The organism is Lysinibacillus xylanilyticus, assembly GCF_001183605.1.
Classification (GTDB): Bacteria; Bacillota; Bacilli; order Bacillales_A; family Planococcaceae; genus Lysinibacillus; species Lysinibacillus xylanilyticus.
In genome coordinates this window covers 44,318-67,240 of record NZ_LFXJ01000008.1, presented here as the reverse complement: position 1 = coordinate 67,240, position 22,923 = coordinate 44,318, and the positions used below count along the sequence as shown (strand labels likewise).

General features: G+C 37.4%; 20 protein-coding genes and 1 other annotated feature. Of the genes, 4 read left to right on the top strand and 16 right to left on the bottom strand.

Annotated features, from left to right (window positions below):
• Positions 1-86 precede the first annotated feature (86 nt).
• From ACZ11_RS25895 to pepV, 3 genes are all read right to left on the bottom strand, one after another.
• Positions 87-275, bottom strand: a complete 189-nt coding sequence (locus ACZ11_RS25895) for a hypothetical protein (protein WP_152911520.1) — start codon at positions 273-275, stop codon at positions 87-89.
• Positions 276-438: 163 nt separating this feature from the next.
• Entirely contained in the window at positions 439-1,293 is an 855-nt protein-coding gene (gene dat, locus ACZ11_RS15520; RefSeq protein WP_049667441.1) for a D-amino-acid transaminase, read from the bottom strand.
• 27 nt (positions 1,294-1,320) lie between these two features.
• Positions 1,321-2,727, bottom strand: a complete 1,407-nt coding sequence (gene pepV / locus ACZ11_RS15515) for a dipeptidase PepV (RefSeq protein ID WP_049667440.1) — start codon at positions 2,725-2,727, stop codon at positions 1,321-1,323.
• A 354-nt stretch (positions 2,728-3,081) separates the two neighbouring features.
• On the opposite strand from pepV, the gene ACZ11_RS15510 reads away from it, so the two are divergent.
• The 3 genes from ACZ11_RS15510 to ACZ11_RS15500 all read left to right on the top strand — a co-directional run bounded on the left by ACZ11_RS15510 (position 3,082) and on the right by ACZ11_RS15500 (position 5,834).
• On the top strand, positions 3,082-3,303 hold the full coding sequence (locus ACZ11_RS15510; RefSeq protein ID WP_049667439.1) for a DeoR family transcriptional regulator: 222 nt from the start codon (positions 3,082-3,084) through the stop codon (positions 3,301-3,303).
• A 314-nt stretch (positions 3,304-3,617) separates the two neighbouring features.
• Positions 3,618-4,553, top strand: a complete 936-nt coding sequence (locus tag ACZ11_RS15505) for a hypothetical protein (RefSeq protein ID WP_161804469.1) — start codon at positions 3,618-3,620, stop codon at positions 4,551-4,553.
• Positions 4,554-4,658: 105 nt separating this feature from the next.
• On the top strand, positions 4,659-5,834 hold the full coding sequence (locus tag ACZ11_RS15500; protein WP_049667437.1) for an MDR family MFS transporter: 1,176 nt from the start codon (positions 4,659-4,661) through the stop codon (positions 5,832-5,834).
• Between the two features lie 12 nt (positions 5,835-5,846).
• Here the strand turns inward: ACZ11_RS15500 and ACZ11_RS26365 are convergent, their stop codons facing one another.
• The 8 genes from ACZ11_RS26365 to asnB all read right to left on the bottom strand — a co-directional run bounded on the left by ACZ11_RS26365 (position 5,847) and on the right by asnB (position 13,203).
• Positions 5,847-5,993 (bottom strand): hypothetical protein, encoded by a 147-nt coding sequence (locus ACZ11_RS26365; protein WP_161804468.1) that lies wholly within the window; start codon positions 5,991-5,993, stop codon positions 5,847-5,849.
• On the bottom strand, positions 5,981-6,139 hold the full coding sequence (locus tag ACZ11_RS26360; protein WP_161804467.1) for a hypothetical protein: 159 nt from the start codon (positions 6,137-6,139) through the stop codon (positions 5,981-5,983). Before ACZ11_RS26360 ends, ACZ11_RS26365 begins: the two co-directional genes overlap by 13 nt.
• Complete coding sequence (locus ACZ11_RS26355) at positions 6,127-6,285, bottom strand: hypothetical protein (RefSeq protein WP_161804467.1); 159 nt, start codon at positions 6,283-6,285, stop codon at positions 6,127-6,129. The genes ACZ11_RS26360 and ACZ11_RS26355 overlap by 13 nt, the downstream gene beginning before the upstream one ends.
• Positions 6,273-6,521, bottom strand: a complete 249-nt coding sequence (locus ACZ11_RS27070; protein ID WP_236690888.1) for a hypothetical protein — start codon at positions 6,519-6,521, stop codon at positions 6,273-6,275. Before ACZ11_RS27070 ends, ACZ11_RS26355 begins: the two co-directional genes overlap by 13 nt.
• A gap of 256 nt (positions 6,522-6,777) precedes the next feature.
• Entirely contained in the window at positions 6,778-8,292 is a 1,515-nt protein-coding gene (locus tag ACZ11_RS15490; RefSeq protein WP_049667435.1) for a sensor domain-containing diguanylate cyclase, read from the bottom strand.
• Between the two features lie 176 nt (positions 8,293-8,468).
• Entirely contained in the window at positions 8,469-9,182 is a 714-nt protein-coding gene (locus ACZ11_RS15485) for a pseudouridine synthase (RefSeq protein WP_049667434.1), read from the bottom strand.
• A 9-nt stretch (positions 9,183-9,191) separates the two neighbouring features.
• On the bottom strand, positions 9,192-10,805 hold the full coding sequence (locus ACZ11_RS15480; RefSeq protein WP_049667433.1) for a putative polysaccharide biosynthesis protein: 1,614 nt from the start codon (positions 10,803-10,805) through the stop codon (positions 9,192-9,194).
• A 550-nt stretch (positions 10,806-11,355) separates the two neighbouring features.
• Positions 11,356-13,203, bottom strand: coding sequence for an asparagine synthase (glutamine-hydrolyzing) (asnB, locus tag ACZ11_RS15475; RefSeq protein WP_049667432.1), 1,848 nt, complete (start codon positions 13,201-13,203; stop codon positions 11,356-11,358).
• A 591-nt stretch (positions 13,204-13,794) separates the two neighbouring features.
• On the opposite strand from asnB, the gene ACZ11_RS15470 reads away from it, so the two are divergent.
• Positions 13,795-15,045, top strand: a complete 1,251-nt coding sequence (locus tag ACZ11_RS15470; protein ID WP_049667431.1) for a BaiN/RdsA family NAD(P)/FAD-dependent oxidoreductase — start codon at positions 13,795-13,797, stop codon at positions 15,043-15,045.
• 142 nt (positions 15,046-15,187) lie between these two features.
• Here the strand turns inward: ACZ11_RS15470 and ACZ11_RS15465 are convergent, their stop codons facing one another.
• From ACZ11_RS15465 to leuS, 5 genes are all read right to left on the bottom strand, one after another.
• Positions 15,188-15,880, bottom strand: a complete 693-nt coding sequence (locus ACZ11_RS15465; protein WP_049667430.1) for an AIM24 family protein — start codon at positions 15,878-15,880, stop codon at positions 15,188-15,190.
• A 391-nt stretch (positions 15,881-16,271) separates the two neighbouring features.
• Positions 16,272-17,543: an L-lactate MFS transporter gene (locus tag ACZ11_RS15460; protein WP_049667429.1), complete on the bottom strand. Its 1,272-nt coding sequence runs from the start codon at positions 17,541-17,543 to the stop codon at positions 16,272-16,274.
• Positions 17,544-18,323: 780 nt separating this feature from the next.
• Entirely contained in the window at positions 18,324-19,262 is a 939-nt protein-coding gene (locus tag ACZ11_RS15455; protein ID WP_049667428.1) for a hypothetical protein, read from the bottom strand.
• Positions 19,249-19,770: a sigma-70 family RNA polymerase sigma factor gene (locus ACZ11_RS15450; RefSeq protein WP_049667427.1), complete on the bottom strand. Its 522-nt coding sequence runs from the start codon at positions 19,768-19,770 to the stop codon at positions 19,249-19,251. The genes ACZ11_RS15455 and ACZ11_RS15450 overlap by 14 nt, the downstream gene beginning before the upstream one ends.
• Before the next feature lie 97 nt (positions 19,771-19,867).
• Positions 19,868-22,285, bottom strand: coding sequence for a leucine--tRNA ligase (gene leuS / locus ACZ11_RS15445; protein WP_049667426.1), 2,418 nt, complete (start codon positions 22,283-22,285; stop codon positions 19,868-19,870).
• 91 nt (positions 22,286-22,376) lie between these two features.
• Positions 22,377-22,588: a binding site (T-box leader), on the bottom strand.
• Positions 22,589-22,923: the final 335 nt, after the last annotated feature.

The window sequence follows — 22,923 nt, the reverse complement described above, 5'->3', positions numbered from 1 at the left end:
TTAAGGTCACTCCAATCTTACTCGCTCTATATCTCTAATTTGCTCTTTTCCCCATTACTGCTTGGAAGGCAAATCGAAGTATCAATTTACTCCTTGGTAATTGTAGCTGTTGTTGTTGCTGCCGCTTCGCTTTCGCACAGAAAACACTTGTTGCTGCCGCTTCGCTTTCGCACAGAAAACACTTGTTGCTGCCGCTTCACTTTCGCACAGAAACACTTGTTGCTGTCGCTACATAAAAAATTGCTAAATAAAGATAAATAGACATTTGCATTCATTACATCGACATTTGCTCTTTAACTTTAAATTCCGATAGCAATCATTTTACAACTGCATTCATCCTTTTTATTTTACATGACGTTTCAGGATAAAACATCCATAATTTACTCTATAGAAAAAAGAGAACTACCCAAGTTTATGGTAGTTCTCTTAATGGTTCATTTATTTCACATTAATAGAAAGCGGTAATTTCGCTTCGAATGCTTGCTGTAATTTACGAGTCCATTCACCTGGAACTCCAGCACCAATTTTATTTCCATCAACATCGATAACTGGTGTTACTTCAGAAGATACAGATGACACAATTATCTCATCCATTGTTAATACATCAGCTTTCGTCATTGGTTCTTCAATAACTGGCAAATTAATTTCCTCAGCACATTTCAAAATAACTTGGCGTGTAATACCGTTTAAAATGAAGTTATTTGCTGGGTGAGTATAAAGCTTACCATCTTTAATGCCGTAAACATTTGCTGATGAACATTCTGTTACGATGTCTCCACGATGTAAAATAGCTTCATAGCAGCCTTTTTCAGATGCTTCCTGTTTTGCCAGTACAGCACCTAATAAGTTTAATGATTTAATATCACAACGTAACCAGCGAACATCCTCTACGAAGGTAGCCTTAACACCTTTTTCAAAGTTTTCATATGAACGCTCGCCAGCCTTAACATTCCCTGTTAATATAGCTGGAACACTTGCATCCGGGAAAATATGATTACGAGAAGTTGTACCACGTGTAATTTGGAAGTAAACATGTCCCGTTTCCAAATTATTTTTTTCGATAAGTTCATGTAATAATTTGTGTAATACGTCTTTAGTATAAGGAATGACAAGACGAATTTTTTCGGCACTCGCATAGAAACGATCAATGTGTTCTTGTGCTGTGAACATGTTTCCGTTATAAACTTTAATTACTTCATAAATACCGTCACCAAATTGGTAACCTCTGTCTTCTGGAGATACTGCAATTGACCCTTCTTCAACGATTTGATCATTCCATAATGAATATGCCATGTTTCGTTCATCCTTTTCATATTTAATTTATTTGTTTCCTGCAAGTTCAACAATTGCTTCAGCATAAATAGCTGCTGCTTTTATGAGATTTTCAATGACCACAAACTCATCCGCACGATGCGCTACGTCAGGTTCACCCGGGAACAGCATGCCAAATGCAACACCTTTTTTCATCACACGTGCATACGTACCGCCACCTGTAGATAGTAAAGGCGTTTCATAATCCCCTGTTTGACGTCTATAAATATCTGCTAAAGTCTGGATAAATGCATCGTCCTCGCTTACATAATGAGGCTTTGAGTCATCTTGAATATCCAATGAAAATCCTTTTGCCACAGCTAAGCGTTGTGCTTCCGTGATTTTTTCATCAAACGGATATGTGACAGAATAGCGCATACTAATTACCATGCTACCACCTTTAGCCACATCATAAGTTACAATGCCTGGATTCAATGTAGTTTTACCAGACATTTCATCCTCAAATTGTAAATCAAGCTTGTTACCATAATGGTCTTGATAAAAAACATCTGCGGTAAAGTCGACAAATTGTTTACTTGCCTCTGTCGTCAACTCTTGTTGTAAAAATGCTGTAAGATAAACAGCTGCATTGACACCTTTTTCCGGCTCCATTGCATGGGCTGCCTTACCTTTGATAGTTATTATATAGCGAGAACCCTCGATTAATAAAGAGCCTTCTAGCTGATTTTTGCTTAAAAATGCGTGAAAATTCTGTTCGAATTGTGGAGAGACAAATTGTACCGTTGCTTTTGCAAAATCAGGTACCATATTTGGTCGCTTTCCAGCATTAAATAGTAATAGCTGTTCTTTCGAAGCATCGCCTGTTTTATTTTGAGAGAACACTAGCTCCGCGATGCCTTTTTCAGCATTGATGAGCGGGAAATCCGCATCTGGTGCAAATCCAATCGTCGGCATTTCCTCATGTTTAAAATAGTGGTCGACACAGCGGAAGCCTGTTTCTTCATCCGTACCGATAATCATACGTACTCTTTTATTAAGCTCTATGCCAGCATCTTTCACAAGTTTCATGGCCATCCATGCCGCAATTGTTGGGCCTTTATCATCTATTGCGCCACGAGCAAATAGCTTACCATCTGCTACAGTGCCGCTGAAGGGTGGGTATGTCCAATCTGTTTCATCACCAACTGGTACTACGTCAACATGACATAAAATACCTAATAAATCATCGCCTTCACCCATCTGTATGTGACCTGCATAATTGTCAATATTTTTAGTTTGCAGTCCTTCAGCTTGGCCCTTTGCTAATAACCATTCAAGAGCCTTTAGTGGACCATCACCAAAAGGTACTTCACTAGTGATCGTATTCTCATCGAGAACACTATTAATTTGCACAAGCTCCTGTAACTCTTGTATCAATTCATCTTGCCTTTCTTTAGCAGCTTGTAACCAATCCATATGATGTACCTCCTTAATGTATTATCATTATTCTACTCTTTACAACATAAATTACAATCATCTTTCTGACAACTTTTCTATATCTTGTTTCGGACAATACCACATATAGCATGTTTTTCACCTATTCCCACAAAATACAGTATAAATTTTATGTCTTTATTGTAAATTTCCCTTGCATTCACTAGAAAATTGACTAGCTTTTCTATATAATGAAGTTATCAGAATAATTTTTCTGAATATAAAATTAGAAAAGGGGATGTCTAAGGCAGCTACTTATTAGCCTAAGTGCACTCCGCACAAATTGTCGTCCGCTAGTCTTTGCCAAGAGAATTAAGATGAAGGAGTGGTTCATTTATGAAACCAACTACTGATCGAATGCTTAATCGTATTAAAGACGTGTACATGTTTATTTTAGACAAAGGAACCGTGTCTACACAGGATTTAGTCGAAGAGTTTAGTATCACTCCTCGCACCGTTCAAAGGGATTTGAACGTGTTAGCCTTTAACGATTTGGTGATGAGTCCAAGTCGAGGCAAATGGACAACGACGAAGAAAAAAGTAAAATTGACGTCTTAGTTTTTACGTGTTACACGTATTTTGTATGGGAAAAGAATGACCTTTCGTCGTGGTCATTCTTTTTTTGTTTTCTACTATTTTTTTTGATTTCCTCACAATTTATCAAGCAAATTACCTCTCAAAGATTGCGATTACTTTTAGTGGAATTTCCCTCTATTCATTATTTATGATATTCTTCATCAAAAGTTGAGGATAACATTATTATAAAAGTATGCCATGTATATAAGGTGATTGGAGTGGAGGCTGGGCGACTCCTTGGGGATTAGCGATAGAGGAACGAAGGCTAAAACCTCACGTCCTGTGGTAACGCCTTCATGACCAACAACGGTGCTGCTGCCGCTACGTTAACACTACGCTTTCGCGCAAAAAACATCTGTTGGCCCGAGACCCTGCAGCGCAGCGGATGTTTTCTGTGCGAAGGCGAAGCGTCAGCAACAAATGTTTTCTGTAGCGAAAGCAAAGCGTCAGCTACAATGTTTTATCTGCGCGAAAGCGAAGCGTCAGCGACAAATGTTTTCTGTAGCGAAAGCAAAGCGTCAGCTACAATGTTTTATCTGCGCGAAAGCGAAGCGTCAGCGACAAATGTTTTCTGTAGCGAAAGCAAAGCGTCAGCTACAATGTTTTATCTGCGCGAAAGCGAAGCGTCAGCGACAAATGTTTTCTGTAGCGAAAGCAAAGCGTCAGCTACAATGTTTTATCTGCGCGAAAGCGAAGCGTCAGCGACAAATGTTTTCTGTAGCGAAAGCAAAGCGTCAGCTACAATGTTTTATCTGCGCGAAAGCGAAGCGTCAGCGACAAATGTTTTCTGTAGCGAAAGCAAAGCGTCAGCTACAATGTTTTATCTGCGCGAAAGCGAAGCGTCAGCGACAAATGTTTTCTGTAGCGAAAGCAAAGCGTCAGCTACAATGTTTTATCTGCGCGAAAGCGAAGCGTCAGCGACAAATGTTTTCTGTAGCGAAAGCAAAGCGTCAGCTACAATGTTTTATCTGCGCGAAAGCGAAGCGTCAGCGACAAATGTTTTCTGTAGCGAAAGCAAAGCGTCAGCTACAATGTTTTATCTGCGCGAAAGCGAAGCGTCAGCGACAAATGTTTTCTGTAGCGAAAGCAAAGCGTCAGCTACAATGTTTTATCTGTGCGAAAGCGAAGCGTCAGCTACAAAGCCCCAGCCGGAACGGAAATCAACCACACGTTATGGTGATGAACCTTATTTATGCGATGCCCTATATTTGCTAAGAATTCATGTATTTTGATAACATTCCTTTTCTCAACATTATCCCCTAATGTTTTTTGACTATTTACAATTGATTAACAATCCGTTAAAATCGAAACATTCTACATTTTGAGAGGAGGATTCTATGAAACTTCCCAAACAGTTTCATCCACTAGTTTGGATTATTTTAGGGGGAACTATTTTCACACGTATTGCAAGTTTTATGGCAATGCCCTTTTTAGCAATTTACTTACATAATGAGATTGAAGCATCCCCTTTACAAATAGGTTTGACAATTGGTATTGCACCGTTAATCTCCACAGTTGGAGGATTCTTTGGTGGTTATTTAACTGACCGCTTTGGTAGGAAAAGCATCATTTTGCTTACTATTATTATTTGGAGCATCGTGTTCTTTGGCTTTGCAACAGCACAAACAGTTTGGTTCTTCGTAGCTTTGAACGCCCTAAATGGCTTATGTCGCTCCTTCTTTGAACCCTCGACACAGGCATTAATGATTGATTTTACTCCTGCAGATAAACGAAAAAGATTGTATTCGTTTCGTTACGCAGCCATTAACATAGCGGCTGTGATTGGTCCCATTATTGGTGTTTATATTTCTCAATTGTCCAGCCCAAGTATTCCATTCATGCTGACAGGGACTATGTATATTATTTATGCTGTATTTTTATTTTTCGTTTTAAATCGCTATGAAATGCAGCAACCAAAAGCTTCTACACCAACTAAAATACTGCAAACCTTTACGATTCTATTAACAAATCGTGTACTACTAAGCTTTATTTTGGGGGCAATTTTAATAAATATCGGTTACTCTCAATTTGATTCAACATTGCCACAAATCATTGAACTTAAAATTGAAGATGGTACCAAGCTTTATTCTCTACTAATCTCGCTAAATGCAGCAGTTGTGTTATTACTACAATTACCGATTAGTATACTTTCGGAACGTTTTTCATCAACAACTACTCTATTAGTAGGGATTCTGTTCTTCGTATTTGGTCTTTTATTATTCGGCTTCTCAAATAACTATCTGCTATATATAATCGCTATGATTATATTTACGATTGGTGAAATTTTCGCCTTTCCAACTATGAGTGTCATGATTGATGAAATTGCGCCTGATACACAAAAGGGAACCTATTTAGGAGCAGCTCAATTTAAAAATTTAGGGGGCTTTATTGGACCAATTATTGGTGGGTGGTTGCTAACTCATTATATGAACGCAATGTTTCCGGTCATTGCTGTTCTAGTTTTATGCAGTTGTATATTTTATAGATCTAAGCTTAAGCCACAACAGGAGTAAAGTGGCTCATCTTCATAAAGTGTGGTTGATTTCCGTTCCTACTGGGCGATTTGTAGCTGTCGCTTTGCTTTCGCTACAGAAAACATTTGTTGCTGTCGCTTCGCTTTCGCACAGATAAAACATTTGTAGCTGTCGCTTTGCTTTCGCTACAGAAAACATTTGTTGCTGTCGCTTCGCTTTCGCACAGATAAAACATTTGTAGCTGTCGCTTTGCTTTCGCTACAGAAAACATTTGTTGCTGTCGCTTCGCTTTCGCACAGATAAAACATTTGTAGCTGTCGCTTTGCTTTCGCTACAGAAAACATTTGTTGCTGTCGCTTCGCTTTCGCACAGATAAAACATTTGTAGCTGTCGCTTTGCTTTCGCTACAGAAAACATTTGTTGCTGTCGCTTCGCTTTCGCACAGATAAAACATTTGTAGCTGTCGCTTTGCTTTCGCTACAGAAAACATTTGTTGCTGTCGCTTCGCTTTCGCACAGATAAAACATTTGTAGCTGTCGCTTTGCTTTCGCTACAGAAAACATTTGTTGCTGTCGCTTCGCTTTCGCACAGATAAAACATTTGTAGCTGTCGCTTTGCTTTCGCTACAGAAAACATTTGCCGCTGACGCTTCGCTTTCGCGCAGAGCAGAGCTTCCTGGGGGCGTCCGATGAGCCGCTGATCCCCAAGGAGTCGCCCAGTCTCCACTCCAATCAACATATAAACATGGCATATGTTTTAACAAATGTCATCCACAACTTTTAATGATGAGCCAATATAATGGAAGTAATAGGGCTTTACGGATTTAATTTCTGACAAAAATATCGCTCCATTTCTATAAGTGAATCTCAAGCATATCATGCCTCGGCATAATTGCGTCCGGAGGCTTTAACTTCTTCTGCTTGGACTCACTAATAGGAATGGAGCGAGCATATAATTTTATCCTTAAAAATTTGAAGTGGCTTTAGCTTTCTTTATTAGTAAGAGCCTTTACATAACTAGTGTATCGGTCTTTACCAGCATTTTTCGATTGATACAACGCCTTATCTGCACGTTCAAATAAGCTTCTTTCTGACTCATCTGGATGAATGCAAATGGCACCCCCCATACTGACTGAAAGTACAGACCATCTATCAATAGAAAAATTATCCTCATACTTCAAGTGATGAATTTTCTCCAAAATAGAATTCGCTAATTTTTCCATATGTTCATCCTTCGTATCATATAAAACAATTGCAAATTCATCTCCACCAAATCTTACAACAAAGCCATTTTCCCCTACTTCTTGTTTTAAAGTTTTTGCTGTTTCAATCAGAATTTTATCACCTTCAACATGGCCATACCGATCATTTACTTGTTTAAAATTATCTAAATCTAACAGTAATAAACCAGGTTGATTCGTCTTCCTTTGTCTTAATAGCTTATCCATTTTTCTAATATAGGTAGCACGATTATAAACATTTGTTAAAGGATCATATGTTGCAAGATGAATCGTTTTGGAAAGGAGTTTGTTGATGACTAATAGCATGATGAAGGAAGTTACTAAAGCAATAAAAAGCAAAACTCGAAACTGCTTTGTATTTTTAGTTAGCGCTCTTATTTCTGTGAAATTACCATATTTCACAAATACAACTCTTTTAGAGGATTCTCCCCGAATCGCTTCAGCTTCATATGGTAAAAAGCGGTACTTCTCAATATAACCATTTTTAAACTCCTTTTGATATTCCGTTGGCTTCATTGTTTTTTTGGCTTGCTCAAAATGCTCTTGAAACATTTTCGATTGATCATTTACAGTTATTTCACGAGATTTAGAATCATCAAAGAAAACCCCTCCCGCATTTATCGTTTGCACTTCTAACAAATCAACATAATTATCAATTAGATAGTCAGCAGTCTTTGCGAAGTTAAAAGTTTGGAATACAGGATCTTCAAGTAAGTCTATACCTACCTCGAATAAATATTTCTTGTCAGGTGTTGCTAAATAGCCAAATTTTCGATATCCCCCAGTAGTTGTTGAAATATCTATACCATCAGTGTAATATTGTCCGCTTGCTCGACGTTCGTCTAGTAAAGTAGAAAAACGATGGCAGCATTCAGAAAAATTTAAACCTTTATCTTTTTCAAAAGTTGTATAAATTACGGTATTTGATTGGTCGAGTATGTACACATCCATTCCATTCTCGCTTTTTATTTTCTGTAAATCCCACTTTGCTATATATGGATTTTCTTTATAATATGTAATTAGTTTTCGTAGTACTTCTTCCATTTTGTCAGAAAGATTTTTATCAAAATAAAAATATGCATTATCTACAGTTTGCATGTCTCTCAGAATATGATTTTCAATTAAAGTTCTATTCATGACTTCTTGTTTTTTTATATCCTCAGTAAGTATCTGCCTATTCACATAAAAAATTACAGCAACAAGTATTAACGCAAAGGCAATTAAAGATATTAATAATTTAATTCTTAGGTTTTTCATTAACTTGTCCTCTACTTATCTTCACCATCATATTTTTACTGAAACATTTAGAGATTAATTAGTACGATAGACTAAATGGCCTTTCACCAAAAGTTATATTAATTATACAATTACTGGTATAAGTATGTATATAAAAAATACCTCGATACTAATCTTCGTTAGTATCGAGGAACTCTTTAATCCCTATTTTGTATGCAGGCTAGCTCTTCAGCCGTTAATTCTCGATATTCTCCCAATTCTAAACTGTCATCTAGCTTTAGGTTGCCCATAGATAAGCGTTTCAAATACGTTACACGTTTACCAACAGCCTCAAACATACGCTTCACCTGATGAAACTTACCCTCTTGGATCGTTAACTCAATTTCTGATTGCTGAGCAGATTTTAATATGATGAGCTCTCCTGGCTTTGTAACATAACCGTCGTCTAGCTCAACACCTTGAGCAAATGTCTCACGGTCTTCCTCAGTCACAATTCCTTCTATTTGTGCATAGTAAACCTTCGGCACATGTTTTTTAGGAGATAATAAATTATGTGCTAACATGCCATCATTTGTTATCAACAATAATCCCTCTGTATCTTTATCTAGGCGACCTACAGGGAAAGGCTCGAAATGTTGATGTAAAGGATCTAACAAATCGATGACAGTTTCATCTCGTAAATCTTCCGTTGCAGAAATAACTCCAGGAGGCTTATTCATCATAAAGTATACAAATTCTGTATAGTTCACACGTTCACCAAATACGGAGACATCCTGCTTGTCAGGATCAACATGTGATGCTGCATCCTTCGCATATACGCCATCTACTGTCACTGCTTTTTGCTTTAGAAGCTGCTTAACTTCCTTGCGTGACCCGTAACCCATATTCGACAGTAATTTATCTAAACGCATTAGTACCTCCTATTTAAATCCCAGTTTGTTTGTAATTCTTGTCAATCGTTCACCGAGAAGCTTTTGTGCTAAGCCTAGGCGTAAAGACAAGAAGCCATATACTGCTACACCTACTCCAGCACAAATAACAGAATAAACTAATGCAGAGAATTTACCACTTACTGGTCCCATTAATAACACTAAAAGTTTATGAACGATTAGTACACTTACCGCCATTGCCGCTGTCAAAAGAGAAATGAGCATGACACGACGAATAACCATTTCTGATTTGTAGTTCAGTGTTTTTCGTAGCACAAGCATATTAATGATAATTGAAACACTATAGCCAATAGCTGTAGCAAGAAGTGCGCCATCTGCCTCCATCCAACGAATTAACGGAATGTTAATCGCTAGCTTAACGAAAATTCCAGTTAATAAGCTTAAGACAATCCACTTTTGGAAGTCAATGCCCTGTAAAAGAGCTGCTGTCACTTGGAATAATGCAAATAAAATAGCAACAGGTGCATAATGGGCTAAAATCATAGCCCCCATCTCGCTTTCAGTATAGAGCATAAAGTATATTTCATTCGATAACAATGAAATTCCAACTACCGCAGGCAATGTAATAAAAATTAATATTTGATATGTTTTATCCATTGCATGTCGTAGCGCTATATATTCACCTTGCGTAAAATATTTTGTAATCGTCGGTACTAGTGCCGACGAAAAACCTGTAGCTAACATTACTGGGATAATGACAACCTTTTGTGTTGTAAAGTTAATCATTGATAAATACTTATCCGTTACTTCCGCTAAGCCTATAGATATCATAGCTCCATTAAACGTTAACATATCCACTAACTGGAATAACGGATTAGCTACGCCTACAAATACCATCGGAATCGAATACGTAATTACTTCTTTATATATGTTGGACATAGGTAGCTGTGTAGACGTCACACTTTGACTGCGCAGCAAATCAAATTCAGGTTGATATTTCTTCCAATAATAATAAAGTACTAGCAACCCACCAATTGCCCCAATAAAGGCAGCAAATACTGCAAAGGAAACGGCCGTTTCTGGTTTCCCGTTGAAAACTACCACTACTAAGAATGAACCACCCAATAACACAACAATACGAACAATTTGTTCCACTAACTGAGAAATCGCAGTAGGCTCCATTTTGTCATAGCCTTGGAAAAATCCACGCCATAGACTCATAAATGGCACGACAATTAACGCAAAGCTAACCCAACGAATAACCGAAGCAATTTGCTCTACCGTAAATGCCTGATCATCACTTTTAATAACAAGCCCTGCTATTGGCGTAGCTAGCGCAAAGAGAAAAATAAACGCCGCTAACCCCGTACACATCATAATAAGTATGCCTGATTTCATAAGCTTGCGGCCTGATTGATAATCACCCATTGCATTGTATTTAGATACAAACTTGGATACAGCAATTGGCGCACCCGAGATGGCTACTGCTAGCATTATCGAATAGGGAATATATGCATATTGATAAAGGGCAACATTTTCCTCACCCACAATTGCATAAAAAGGAAAAATATAAATTAATCCGAGCACCTTCGATAAAAACATTCCCATTGTTAATATCGCGGTACCTTTCATTAAATTGGACATCGTACCCATCCATTCATCGTAAAATCAATATTTTCAATACCGTAACACTTATAAAATATTTGCTGTTAAAGATGCTTGTTTCAAATACAAACAGAGCAGGCGTTGTTCTAAGCATTCGAGGTTCAACCTGCTTCTTGAGCAGTTCTTTCTGTTTCCCGTGTACTTTCGCGAAAGCGTCAGCGGCACGAAGTTGGTCTCTCAGTCGTTGCCACAGGACGTGACATTCTTAGACTGAGTTCCAATATTTCATCTGATGTTTAGACACCCGCTGAAAGAAGTTAAAAATAGCTTTCTTTTACTGTTCAAACCATAATACTACCGCCAGCAAAATTCAGCCAAAACAACAAGAAAGCTTATCATCGCAAAATATTAAATAAGTAAACCAACTGTAATCTTAACATATTTATAGGTAAACAGACGCATAAATACATTAAAAAGTTCTTGAAGCTCCATAAAAAAATAGCGATTATGTCCTTCCCACGGAAAGTAGATGGCTCAAAATAATCGGTGGAGATTAAGAAAACCCCCACCGATTAAAGCTACTTCTCTATTACATATCTACGAAAAATTGTTTATACCATACTAAGAACACATATGCTGTCCAAATATAACGACCACGATTTGCTTTTTCTTCATAGTGCTCATCTAGATAGCCTACTAATTGCTTTGTATCAAAGAATTCATTGGCAAAGTCCGTTGTAAACATTTCTTTAACCATCTTGTAATACTTCTCTTCACGTAGCCAGTGACGAATTGGCACTGGGAAGCCAAGCTTCGGACGTTTTGCCCATTCTTCAGGTAATTCCTGATGTGCAGCTTGACGAAGAACATATTTCGTATCAATGTCATTTACACGATATTTTGATGGAATGTTTTTCGCTAATTCCATCACTTCTTTATCTAAAAATGGTACACGTAATTCAATAGAATGAGCCATACTCATTTTATCCGCTTTTAATAAAATATCGCCTGGCATCCAAAGATTCAAATCAAGATACTGCATTTTAGTAACATCATCATCACCTGGAACCTCATCGTAAATACGTTTTGTAATCGTTTTTACAGATGGACCATTTTTATAGTCTGGTTTCAATACATTTAATGCATCTTCCTCGTCCCATACAACCGCTTCCCCAATGAAGCGTTCTTCTACTGTTTGACCACCTTTAACAAGGAAGTGCGTATATTGATTTTTAGGTAATGCCTCTGCTATGCCACGTAATGCTTTACGAATTCCAAATGGAACTTTCTCATACTGTTGCATTTTGCCAGAGTTTTGGTACCATGAGTAACCACCAAAAATTTCATCCGCACCTTCACCTGAAAGTACTACTGTCACATCCTTCGACGCTAACTCAGAAAGGAAGTAAAGTGGTACAGAAGATGGGTTCGATTGTGGCTCGTCCATATGCCACTGAATTTTTGGCAATGCTTCAAAACACTCATCTGCCGAAATATATTTACGCTCATTTTGAATATTTAATGTATCAGATAAATCTTTTGCTAAATTTGTTTCATTAAACATATCCTCGTAGTCAGAGAAACCAACAGAGAAGGATTTATCAGGGCGTAATAATGAAGTAATATAACTTGAATCAATACCACCTGATAAGAAAGAACCAACCTTTACATCACTGATTTGATGCGCATCTACTGATTCTCTTACTGTCGTACGAATGTCTTCTACATATTTTTCAATTGGAGCTTCTTTTGCATGGAATTTTTTATCCCAATATTGCACAATTTGCTTTTGTCCATTTTTAATAAGCATATAGTGTGCTGGTTGTAATTTGTACACACCTTTAAAGAACGTTTCGTCCATTGAAGAATATTGGAACGTCAAATAAGGACGTAGTGCATCTTTATTTAATTCTTTAATAAATGATGGGTGTGGTAAAAATGATTTAATTTCTGAACCGAAAATAAAAGTACCATCTGTTGTGTTTTCTGTATAATACAGTGGCTTAATACCAAAGCCATCACGAGCGATGAATTGTAAATCATGCTTTTTATCCCAAATACAGAATGCGAACATTCCGCGAAGCTTTTTGACAAAGTCTACTCCATATTCAACATAACCATAAATAATAACTTCACTATCAGAGTGTGTTTTAAAGTTATGGCCTTTTTCAATCAAATCAGCACGTAGCTCTTGGAAGTTAAAGATCTCTCCATTAAATACGAGAACGATGTTACCATCCGCACTGTACAACGGCTGATTTGCCACGTCTGATAAGTCGATAATGCTTAATCGACGGAATCCTAACGTTACTGTATCATCACTGTGAATCCCACCGCTGTCTGGTCCACGGTGAATAATTGTATTCATCATATTTTCGATCGTCTGATGATGATCGATCACATTTGTTCCATTAATATAGCCTATAAATCCGCACATTCTATTTTTCACCTCATAATTTAGTGCATAACCTTTACCATAATAGCATGAAAAGACATTCATTTCATACAGACAATGCAGATAAAGCAAAACTTTCATCAGTGAGGTTATTCAACACTGATTATTCGTTCAAACGACGAGCACTTTATCTCTCAATTATACTTGAATTTTCCATCTAAACTTTACACATGTAAGCTATTCACCATAACGTAGGGTTGATTTCCGTTCCGACCGGGCGCTTTGTAGCTGTCGCTTCGCTTTCGCACAGAAAACATCCGCTTCGCTGTAGGGTCTCGGGCCAACACGATGTTGGTCACGAAGGCGTTATCACAGGACGTGATGGTTTTAGCCTTCGTTCCTCTATCGCTAATCCCCAAGGAGTCGCCCAGCCTCCACTACAATCAACTTATATATAGCATACGTTTAGCAAACACATTTCCTAGATTTTGGTAAATAACTCTATATTAAAGTAGAAGATAAAGCATTATAAAATACTTTTGTTATATTTTCAATGTGAAAGAAGCCCCTCTATATAGACTTCATGTATAATAGGAAAGATTCCTAATTTGAAGAGAAAGTGAGTTTAAATATATGTACGATGTTATCGTTATCGGTGGTGGCCCGTCCGGTTTAATGGCTGCTATCGCTGCTGGAGAGCATAAAAAGAAAGTATTATTACTTGAAAAAGGGACAAAGCTCGGCAAAAAATTGGCCATTTCAGGCGGTGGTCGCTGTAATGTCACAAATCGTTTGCCAGTTGAAGAAATAGTTAAGCACATCCCCGGAAACGGTCGTTTTCTATACAGCCCATTCACGGTTTACAATAATGAAGATATTATCGCTTTTTTTGAAGGACTTGGTGTGGCATTAAAAGAGGAGGATCACGGGCGTATGTTCCCTGTATCTAACCGTGCACAAGATGTTGTAGATTCACTTATTCGTCAGCTTCAGAGGCTACATGTTGAAGTGCGCTTAAATACACCCGTTAATAAGCTTCTAATGGATGAGGAAAAAATTCTCGGAGTACGCCTTACAGATGGCACAGAAATTCGTAGTGAGGCAGTAGTAGTTGCCGTTGGTGGGAAAGCTGTTCCACAAACAGGCTCAACAGGAGATGGTTATCCATGGGCAGAGCGCGCTGGCCATAAAATTACTACACTTTTTCCAACTGAGGTTCCTGTTCTATCGAAAGAGGATTTTATTCAGGCACGCGAGCTACAGGGGCTTGCGCTTAGAGATGTCGCTGTCTCTGTTTTAAACAAAAAGGGCAAGGTGCTCGTAACACATCAAATGGACATGCTCTTTACTCATTTCGGATTAAGCGGACCAGCTGTTTTACGCTGCAGTCAATTTGTCGTGAAAGAATTAATGAAAACAGGTTACGAGCCTGTGACAATGCGTATTCAATCTCTTGTTGATTATAATGAGGAAACATGCCTGCAATATTTAAACAGAATCATTAAAGAAGATCCGAAAAAAGCGGTGAAAAATGTTTGGAAAGGAATTGCACCTGAACGCTGGCTTCTATTTTTATGTGAACGTGCAGACATTGATGTACAATTGACAGGCGCTGAATTATCACAGGAAAAAATCCGCAATTTAGCTAAACTACTCGTTAATTTCACAATGACAGTTAGTGGTACGCAATCCCTTGAAAAAGCATTCGTCACTGGTGGTGGCGTCTCTGTTAAAGAAATTGAACCAAAGACAATGGCCTCAAAGAAAAAGGCAGGTTTATTTTTCTGCGGAGAAATCCTTGATATTCATGGCTACACAGGTGGCTATAATATAACGTCTGCACTCGTTACAGGACGTATTGCAGGGATGAATGCAGGAATGTAATATACTCTGTTTCAGACTTCTATTAGTGGTTTTTATCAGAAATCACCTCATTAAATGCACCACAACATTTGCAAAGATTTCCTTGAACATTTTGTTTTTCCACATTATAAAAAGCGTGTCCTGAAAAAGCGGACACGCTTTTTTAGCTATCTTTAGACATATATACTTCCTCAAATGGTTGAATAATAACAAATCCTTCACCTGAAAACGCCATTTGAATGGATTCACCACTACCACGACCGATAAATGTTCGGAAGCTAATATCTGTTTTAAACTCTGGTGACAAATTACCTGACCATGCTACTGTGGCATGTGGATCAGTATAGACCGTTTCACCAGGCTTTACTAACAAGGTTAACGGTTCGAAATGAGTTGTAATGGCTACTTTCCCTCTACCTTGTAAGGTTACATTAAACAAGCCACCTGACATGACTCCAGCCATTTTACGCATTAAATGAATATCCCAATCAATAGTTGGCTCAAAGGCAAGTAAATCATTGCCGTTTACACAAATACTTTCATCCTTTAAATCGAAGACCGTTATTTTTTTTCCTTGATCGGCTAAATAAAGTCGTCCCTTACCTATTGCTTTCATAAGTTGCGTACCTTCGCCTGTTAATGCTTTTTTAAACATTTTACCGAGGCCATGCTCCAGCACACGCTCACGCTCAAATTTTATATCTCCTATGTAAGAAATCATCGCGCCCATCTTCGACCAAACCTCGCCATTTAGGTTGACCTCTAATACACGCTCAGTTTCTAACTCGAAATATTCATTTTCGTTGTCGTCCTGCTGAGTTTTATTGATAAATTCATTTAAAGAAAATTTCCCCATTTCACATTGCCTCCTTATTTATTTTATATACGTTTTAACATATGAAAAGATTCAATCAAATAAAATAAATGATAAAAATGAACAATTGAATTATTAGTTACTTTTCTTTTCATTAAAAAGACTAGCTTTAAGAGAGTGACAAAAAATAAGTTTTAGGTCGCCCTCTTGAAAATGAACCCCACAATTGCTTCCCGTTACAAAATTTCTCTTTTGGTAGCGAAATCACTTTATTTCCCATAATGATATTGACATCAGACACCAACTGTTATACATTAAACAAAGATTAATCAAGTGTTATATAACAATAACTACAAAAAAAGACCATACAAGCGTCATGTGCGAAATGACACTCATATGGCCAATACCTTCAAGTGCGAATTGAAAGTATATTTTATTGTGTAGCGGAGACGTCTCCAACTTTTTCAGAAGCTTGTTTTAATGCTGTTCGTTTACGTACATCTGCACGTAAAGTTAATGAAATAATTAACGAAGCTGCAATTAATCCTGTAAACACATAGAATACTGGAATGTAACTTCCATAAGAGTTTTTAATTGTGCTCACTAAAAGCGGGCCGAAAATACCACCTAATGACCAAGTCGTTAATAAATAACCATGAATGACCCCAAGTTGTTTCGTACCGAATAAATCACTTGCAAATGCAGGTAGATTCGAGAAACCTCCACCATAGCAACTAACAACTAAGAAAATAAGTGCTTGGAAAACAATAACGTTTGTTGTATGAGGTAAGACGATAAATGCAACTAGCTGTGCGATAAAGAAAATTACAAAGACGTTTGAACGACCAATATAGTCAGACACAGCAGCCCATATTAAACGACCACCACCATTAAATAATCCCATTATTCCTACCATTGCTGCGGCTCCCGCAACTGATAATCCTACAATTTCTTGAGCCATTGGAGATGCAACAGAAATCATCATAATACCTGCTGTTACGTTTACTAAATGCATCGACCAAAGCATCCAGAAATGCTTAGTTTTAACTGCTTCACGTGCTGACATGACAGCTAAATCTTTTTTCACTACTTCTTTACCATTATTTGCAGCAGCCTTCATATTCGCTGGCATGTAACCAGGTTTAGGCGGTGCTATATATGAAGCCCCTAAAATCATTAACGTGAAATAACTTGCCCCTAAAATAAAGTACGTTGTAGAAATACCCACAGCCTCCATTAAGTTAGCTGCAACTGGCGCTGTAATAAGTGCCCCTGAACCAAATCCAAGTACAGCCATACCTGTTGCTAAACCGCGGCGATCCGGGAACCATTTTACTAATGTCGATACAGGCGAAATATAACCAATACCCATACCCAATCCACTTAGTAAACCATATGTTAACCAGTACAATGTTACGGAATCCATAGAAATCGCTACACCCGCACCAGCTTGTCCTGCCCCAAATAGAACAGCTGCAATCATTGCAGATTTACGTGGCCCCATTTTTTCTACTAAGTTACCAAATAATGCTGCTGAGAAACCAGCAAGCCCCATCATTATTGTGAAGGCAACAGTTACGTTTGTTTCACTCCATCCCATTTCTGTGACAATCGGTATCTTGTATACACTGTATGCATATGCTCCACCGATTGAAAGGTGAATAGCGATTGCGGATAATGCAATTAACCATCTATTTTTATTCATAATTTCTCTTTTCTCCCCTCTTTTTCTACTTGTGAAAGTTTTATGAACGTCCCTGAAAACAATTTAACACTTAGAATTATTCAAATGCAAGATGTTTTTTAAAAAAATATTATTTCTCCAAAAAGTTTTTTATTTTTTTCCCTAGTAATTTTATGGCGAAAACCCTACAGCCTCTAAGAAAATAGGTGTTTATTAAACAAAAACTACAACATTTTTTAGCTAATATTATTTTTCTACTCTATTATCAAGTTACACATAAATTATTTTGATATAATTAATTTTGTGCATATTTTCACATACAATCAATGTATATTCCAGTTTTTTAACTCACATAATTCCTTTGTATTTCTTTAAAAGAACCAAAAGAAATATTCATTACATAGAAATATTTAGAGTAAAAGAGAATTTAATGGCTTAAATTAACAAATTTCTTTCACTTAAATAATGACTAAAAAACAATACCAAATGACACATCTTACTTTTAATGGGTATCCAATTAAATATACCCAATACATATTGTGTATGTTTCAAAATGAATAATCCTTACCTATTCATTTTTATTATTCAAATATATATTTTTTCATTTAAAATAAATCCTGAACATTTTTACACTATGGCCAGTAATGCTTTTTAAACTTAAAAGCAACTAAACCAATAAGTTATAACAAAAACATTTGCTATAGCAGACAAGTAAAAAAGTACTTTTTAATCAATTAATTTATTACTGAGTGCCAAGTATCAAAAAAGACGCTCTTTACAGATTGAGCACCTCTTTCCTTTTTATAAAAAATAAATGATAAATACAATTATTATTGGCACTAGTATAATAAATGAACCGATCGATATATAATGTCTTTTTTCCTCACGCGCATAATAATAGTCAATCACAATAGAATCTACCGTGAAGACAGCTAGAAATACGCATATTCCAGCTGTATATAAAAACCACCCATATATATTAAATGCAATTAAAATCGCCCCTTTTATAAACATAGCAATATACGTTGAACGTTGATGGCCTGTATTTATATATTTCGGCTCCTTTGGAATGTTAAACTTTTTTCTAATTGCTTTTACTAAAAGCCACTCTAGAAAGAGAACAATGAGTAAAAAAGTAAACATCTCACCGAAACTGAAATCTTTTCCATCTTTTTGCATAAGGGCAATAAATGCTGAAGCAGTAACGTCGTCTTTCACCTTGTAAAAGGTATTTGTATGTCGATCGCTAAAAGCTAGCTGTTCACCGTTTAAGAACATTTTTAGCTGCACAGCCTGCCCATTATCAAACTCCACCCACACATCACTATATGCATAATAATTAGTGTCCTTTTGCGATATAACCGCCTTCTTTAGTACATCTGCAATGAGCGTTGTTTCCGGATCTGTTTTATAAGCTTGTTGTCCTAAAATCCAGCCAGTTCTTCCTGCCTTAAAGGTATCTTCCTGCCAATTTTGCGCAATGGTAAATTGTTTAATATTTTCATGTTGGGCTAGTTCAACAATGGTAGCATGTTTAGCCGTGTCTACTTGTTTCCATGGCCCAATTACAATTAAAATGAGGATCGTCACGACTGCTCCAATGATAATCGTTGGATATTGCCATCTACTAGGTTTTTTATTTTGCTGAGATACATTTTGCAAAATTCGCTCCTGCATTTGTTGTGAAAAACGCGGTACTTCTCCAAGCTCTTTATCCAATTTATCCTTAAAAGATGTCATCTTCTAGCACCTCCCAATGACTCGAGTCCAGTTTTTCCTGCAGTATTTGCCTAGCTCTACGTAATCTTGTTTTCACTGTATTTTCTGCACATGCAAGAACCTCTGCTATCTCTCGAACCTTTAATTCTTGATAATAATAAAGAATAATTACTTCTCGATAGGTGATTGGAAGCTCAAACAAAGCTGCTGTTAAAATTCTTCGTTCATCCTTTTCAAGTAAATTTGTTTCAGGCGTTCGCTTGCTAGCTCCAATGTGCAGCTTTTCAAATAAAATATGACGCTTATTTTTCCAGCTTCTTAAATAGTCATGACTTTTATGTACTGTTATTTTTACTAAATATGTTTTTAGTGAGGATCGTTGTTCAAAGCTCTGCTGCTGCCGATAATAAGCAAAGAATACATCTTGAACGATTTCTTCTGCAATTGCCCAGTCTTTAACATATAGGTAAGCTACTCGAAGACAATATTCACCATGCTCATCTATAATATTTGCTAAATGCTCACTCAAACAAACACCTCCTATTCACACTATAGTCGTATCGAAATCTCAGTTGGTTTCAGTAGAAAAGAAAAAAGTGCCCAAATATTGGACACTTTTTACATTATTACTTAACTACGATATTAACAAGCTTACCTGGAATGACAATAATTTTCACTAAGTCTTTGCCAGCCATATACTCTTGTACTTTGTCATCTGCAAGTGCTACTTTTTCGATTGCTTCTTTTGAAGCATCTTTCGCTACGATGATTTTTGCACGTACTTTGCCGGCAACTTGAACTGCGATTTCCACTTCATCATCAACGAGTTTAGACTCATCATATGTTGGCCATTGCGCATATGAAAGTGTTTCGCCATGACCTAATATCTGCCATAACTCTTCAGCAACGTGTGGAACCATTGGAGCTAGCATCTTCACAAAGCCTTCAGCGTAAGCTGTTGGGATAACATCCGCTTTGTAGCAATCATTGATGAATACCATCATTTGTGAAATAGCTGTATTGAAGCGGATACCTTCGTAATCCTCTGTCACTTTTTTCACAGTTTGATGATATGACTTTTCAAGCGTTTTGTCATCAGAAGCTTGAATTTTCTCAGCGATTGTACCGTCTTCTTCATTGACAAATAAACGCCAAATACGATCTATGAAGCGACGTGCCCCATCCAAGCCATTTGTTGACCATGCAACAGATGCTTCAAGTGGACCCATAAACATTTCATATAGACGTAAAGTATCAGCACCGTGTGAAGAAATGATTTCATCAGGGTTAACGACATTGCCTTTTGATTTAGACATTTTTTCATTACCCTCACCAAGAATCATCCCTTGGTTAAATAATTTTTGGAATGGCTCTTTCGTGTGTACAACACCTAAATCGTACAGTACTTTGTGCCAGAAGCGAGCGTATAGTAAGTGTAATACGGCATGCTCTGCCCCACCGATATAAATATCAACTGGTAACCAGCGTTTTAATAACTCAGGGTCCGCAATTGCTTCTTTATTTGTCGGGTCAATATAACGTATGAAGTACCAGCTAGAACCTGCCCATTGTGGCATCGTGTTCGTTTCGCGACGACCTTTTTTGCCTGTTTCAGGATCAACAACATTTACCCATTCCGAAATATTCGCTAGTGGAGATTCACCAGTACCTGAAGGACGAATATTATCTGTTTTCGGTAGCATTAATGGTAATTCTGATTCCGGTACTGGTGTCGTTGTACCATCTTCCCAATGAATCATAGGGATTGGCTCACCCCAGTAACGTTGACGAGAGAATAACCAGTCGCGAAGACGGTAAGAGATTTTCTTCTCCCCTACGCCTTTTTCCTCAAGCCATTCAATTGCCTTAGCAATACCGTCCTCTTTGTTTAAGCCATCAAGGAATTCAGAGTTAATGTGCTTACCATCTCCTGTGAATGCTTCTTTACTAATGTCTCCACCTTCAAGAACAGGAGTAATTTCTAAACCAAATTCTGTTGCAAATTCATAGTCACGCTCATCATGTGCTGGAACCGCCATGATTGCACCTGTACCATATGATACTAACACGTAATCTGCAATCCAAATCGGCATTTTTTTACCGTTAATTGGATTAACTGCATAGGCACCTGTGAATACGCCTGTTTTTTCTTTCGCTAAATCTGTACGCTCTAAATCAGATTTCATTTTTACTTTATCTAAATAAGCTTCAACAGCTTGACGTTGTTCAGCAGTTGTAATTTGTTCCACTAATTGATGCTCAGGTGCAAGAACACAGTATGTAGCACCGAATAATGTATCAGGACGAGTTGTAAATACTGTGAAGTTTTCATCTGTTCCATCGATACCAAATGTTACTTCTGCACCTTCTGAACGACCAATCCAGTTACGTTGCATATCCTTAATAGACTCTGGCCAATCAACTTCCTCTAGGTCGTCGATTAAACGATCAGCAAATGCAGTAATTTTAAGCATCCATTGTTTCATCGGACGACGTTCTACAGGGTGACCACCACGCTCTGATTTTCCATCGATAACTTCTTCGTTTGCAAGTACTGTACCAAGTGCTGGACACCAGTTTACTGCTACTTCATCTACATAAGCTAAGCCTTTTTTATAAAGTTGGATAAAGATCCATTGTGTCCATTTATAATATTCAGGATCTGTTGTGTTAATTTCACGATCCCAATCATAGCTAAATCCTAACTCTTGGATTTGACGCTTGAATGTCGCAATATTTTTCGCTGTGAATTCTGCTGGGTCATTTCCTGTATCAAGTGCATATTGTTCTGCTGGTAAACCGAATGCATCCCAGCCCATAGGATGTAGGACGTTATAGCCTTGCATGCGCTTGAAGCGTGAAAGGATGTCTGTCGCTGTGTAGCCCTCTGGATGTCCTACATGAAGACCTGCACCTGATGGGTACGGGAACATATCTAACGCATAAAATTTTGGTTTTTCTGTTTCATTTTCAGTTTTGAAAGTTTTGTTATCAGCCCAATATTGCTGCCACTTTTTTTCAATTTGTTGATGATTAAAACTCATAATTTTTTCCTCCTTTGAATGTGTCATACTTTTCACCTAAAGAATTGACAAAATATTTTAAAAATAAAAAAACTCGTCCCTTTCTTTGTCAGAAAGGGACGAGAGAATTCGTATCTCCCGCGGTACCACCCACATTAGTGATTACACTCGGCTCTTGCTTCCTTAACGCGGAATGAACGGCACGCGCTATTTCACGCGGGCAGACTCAGAAGGCGAGTTCAATTTGCTCTCCTACTAGCTCCCACCAACCGCTAGCTCTCTAAAAAGAACCACAAATTTACTATTCCTCATCATTGTCTTTACATGTATTGCATTTATTCTAATGGAAAGTACTGAAAAGCACAAGACTTTGTTTACATACTACCCATTATTGAACAATTCAATCCCTAAAGGTAGCAATACCCAGAATAAGATAGGTGCAAATAGAACACCCCGTTAAGAAAATGCATATAAAACTCATTCTCTTCTTTATTTTTTCCTTTGGCTGTTTTCAAAAAGATTGTTGCTATAATTTATAACCTAAAGGACCTTTCATATATTCATTAATCACATTTTTTTTGAATTCTTCCCTGTATCTCACCTTAAAAAACACCCCTTTTTGACCCTAACTTTAGGGGTGCAGTACCGTTTTGTAGATT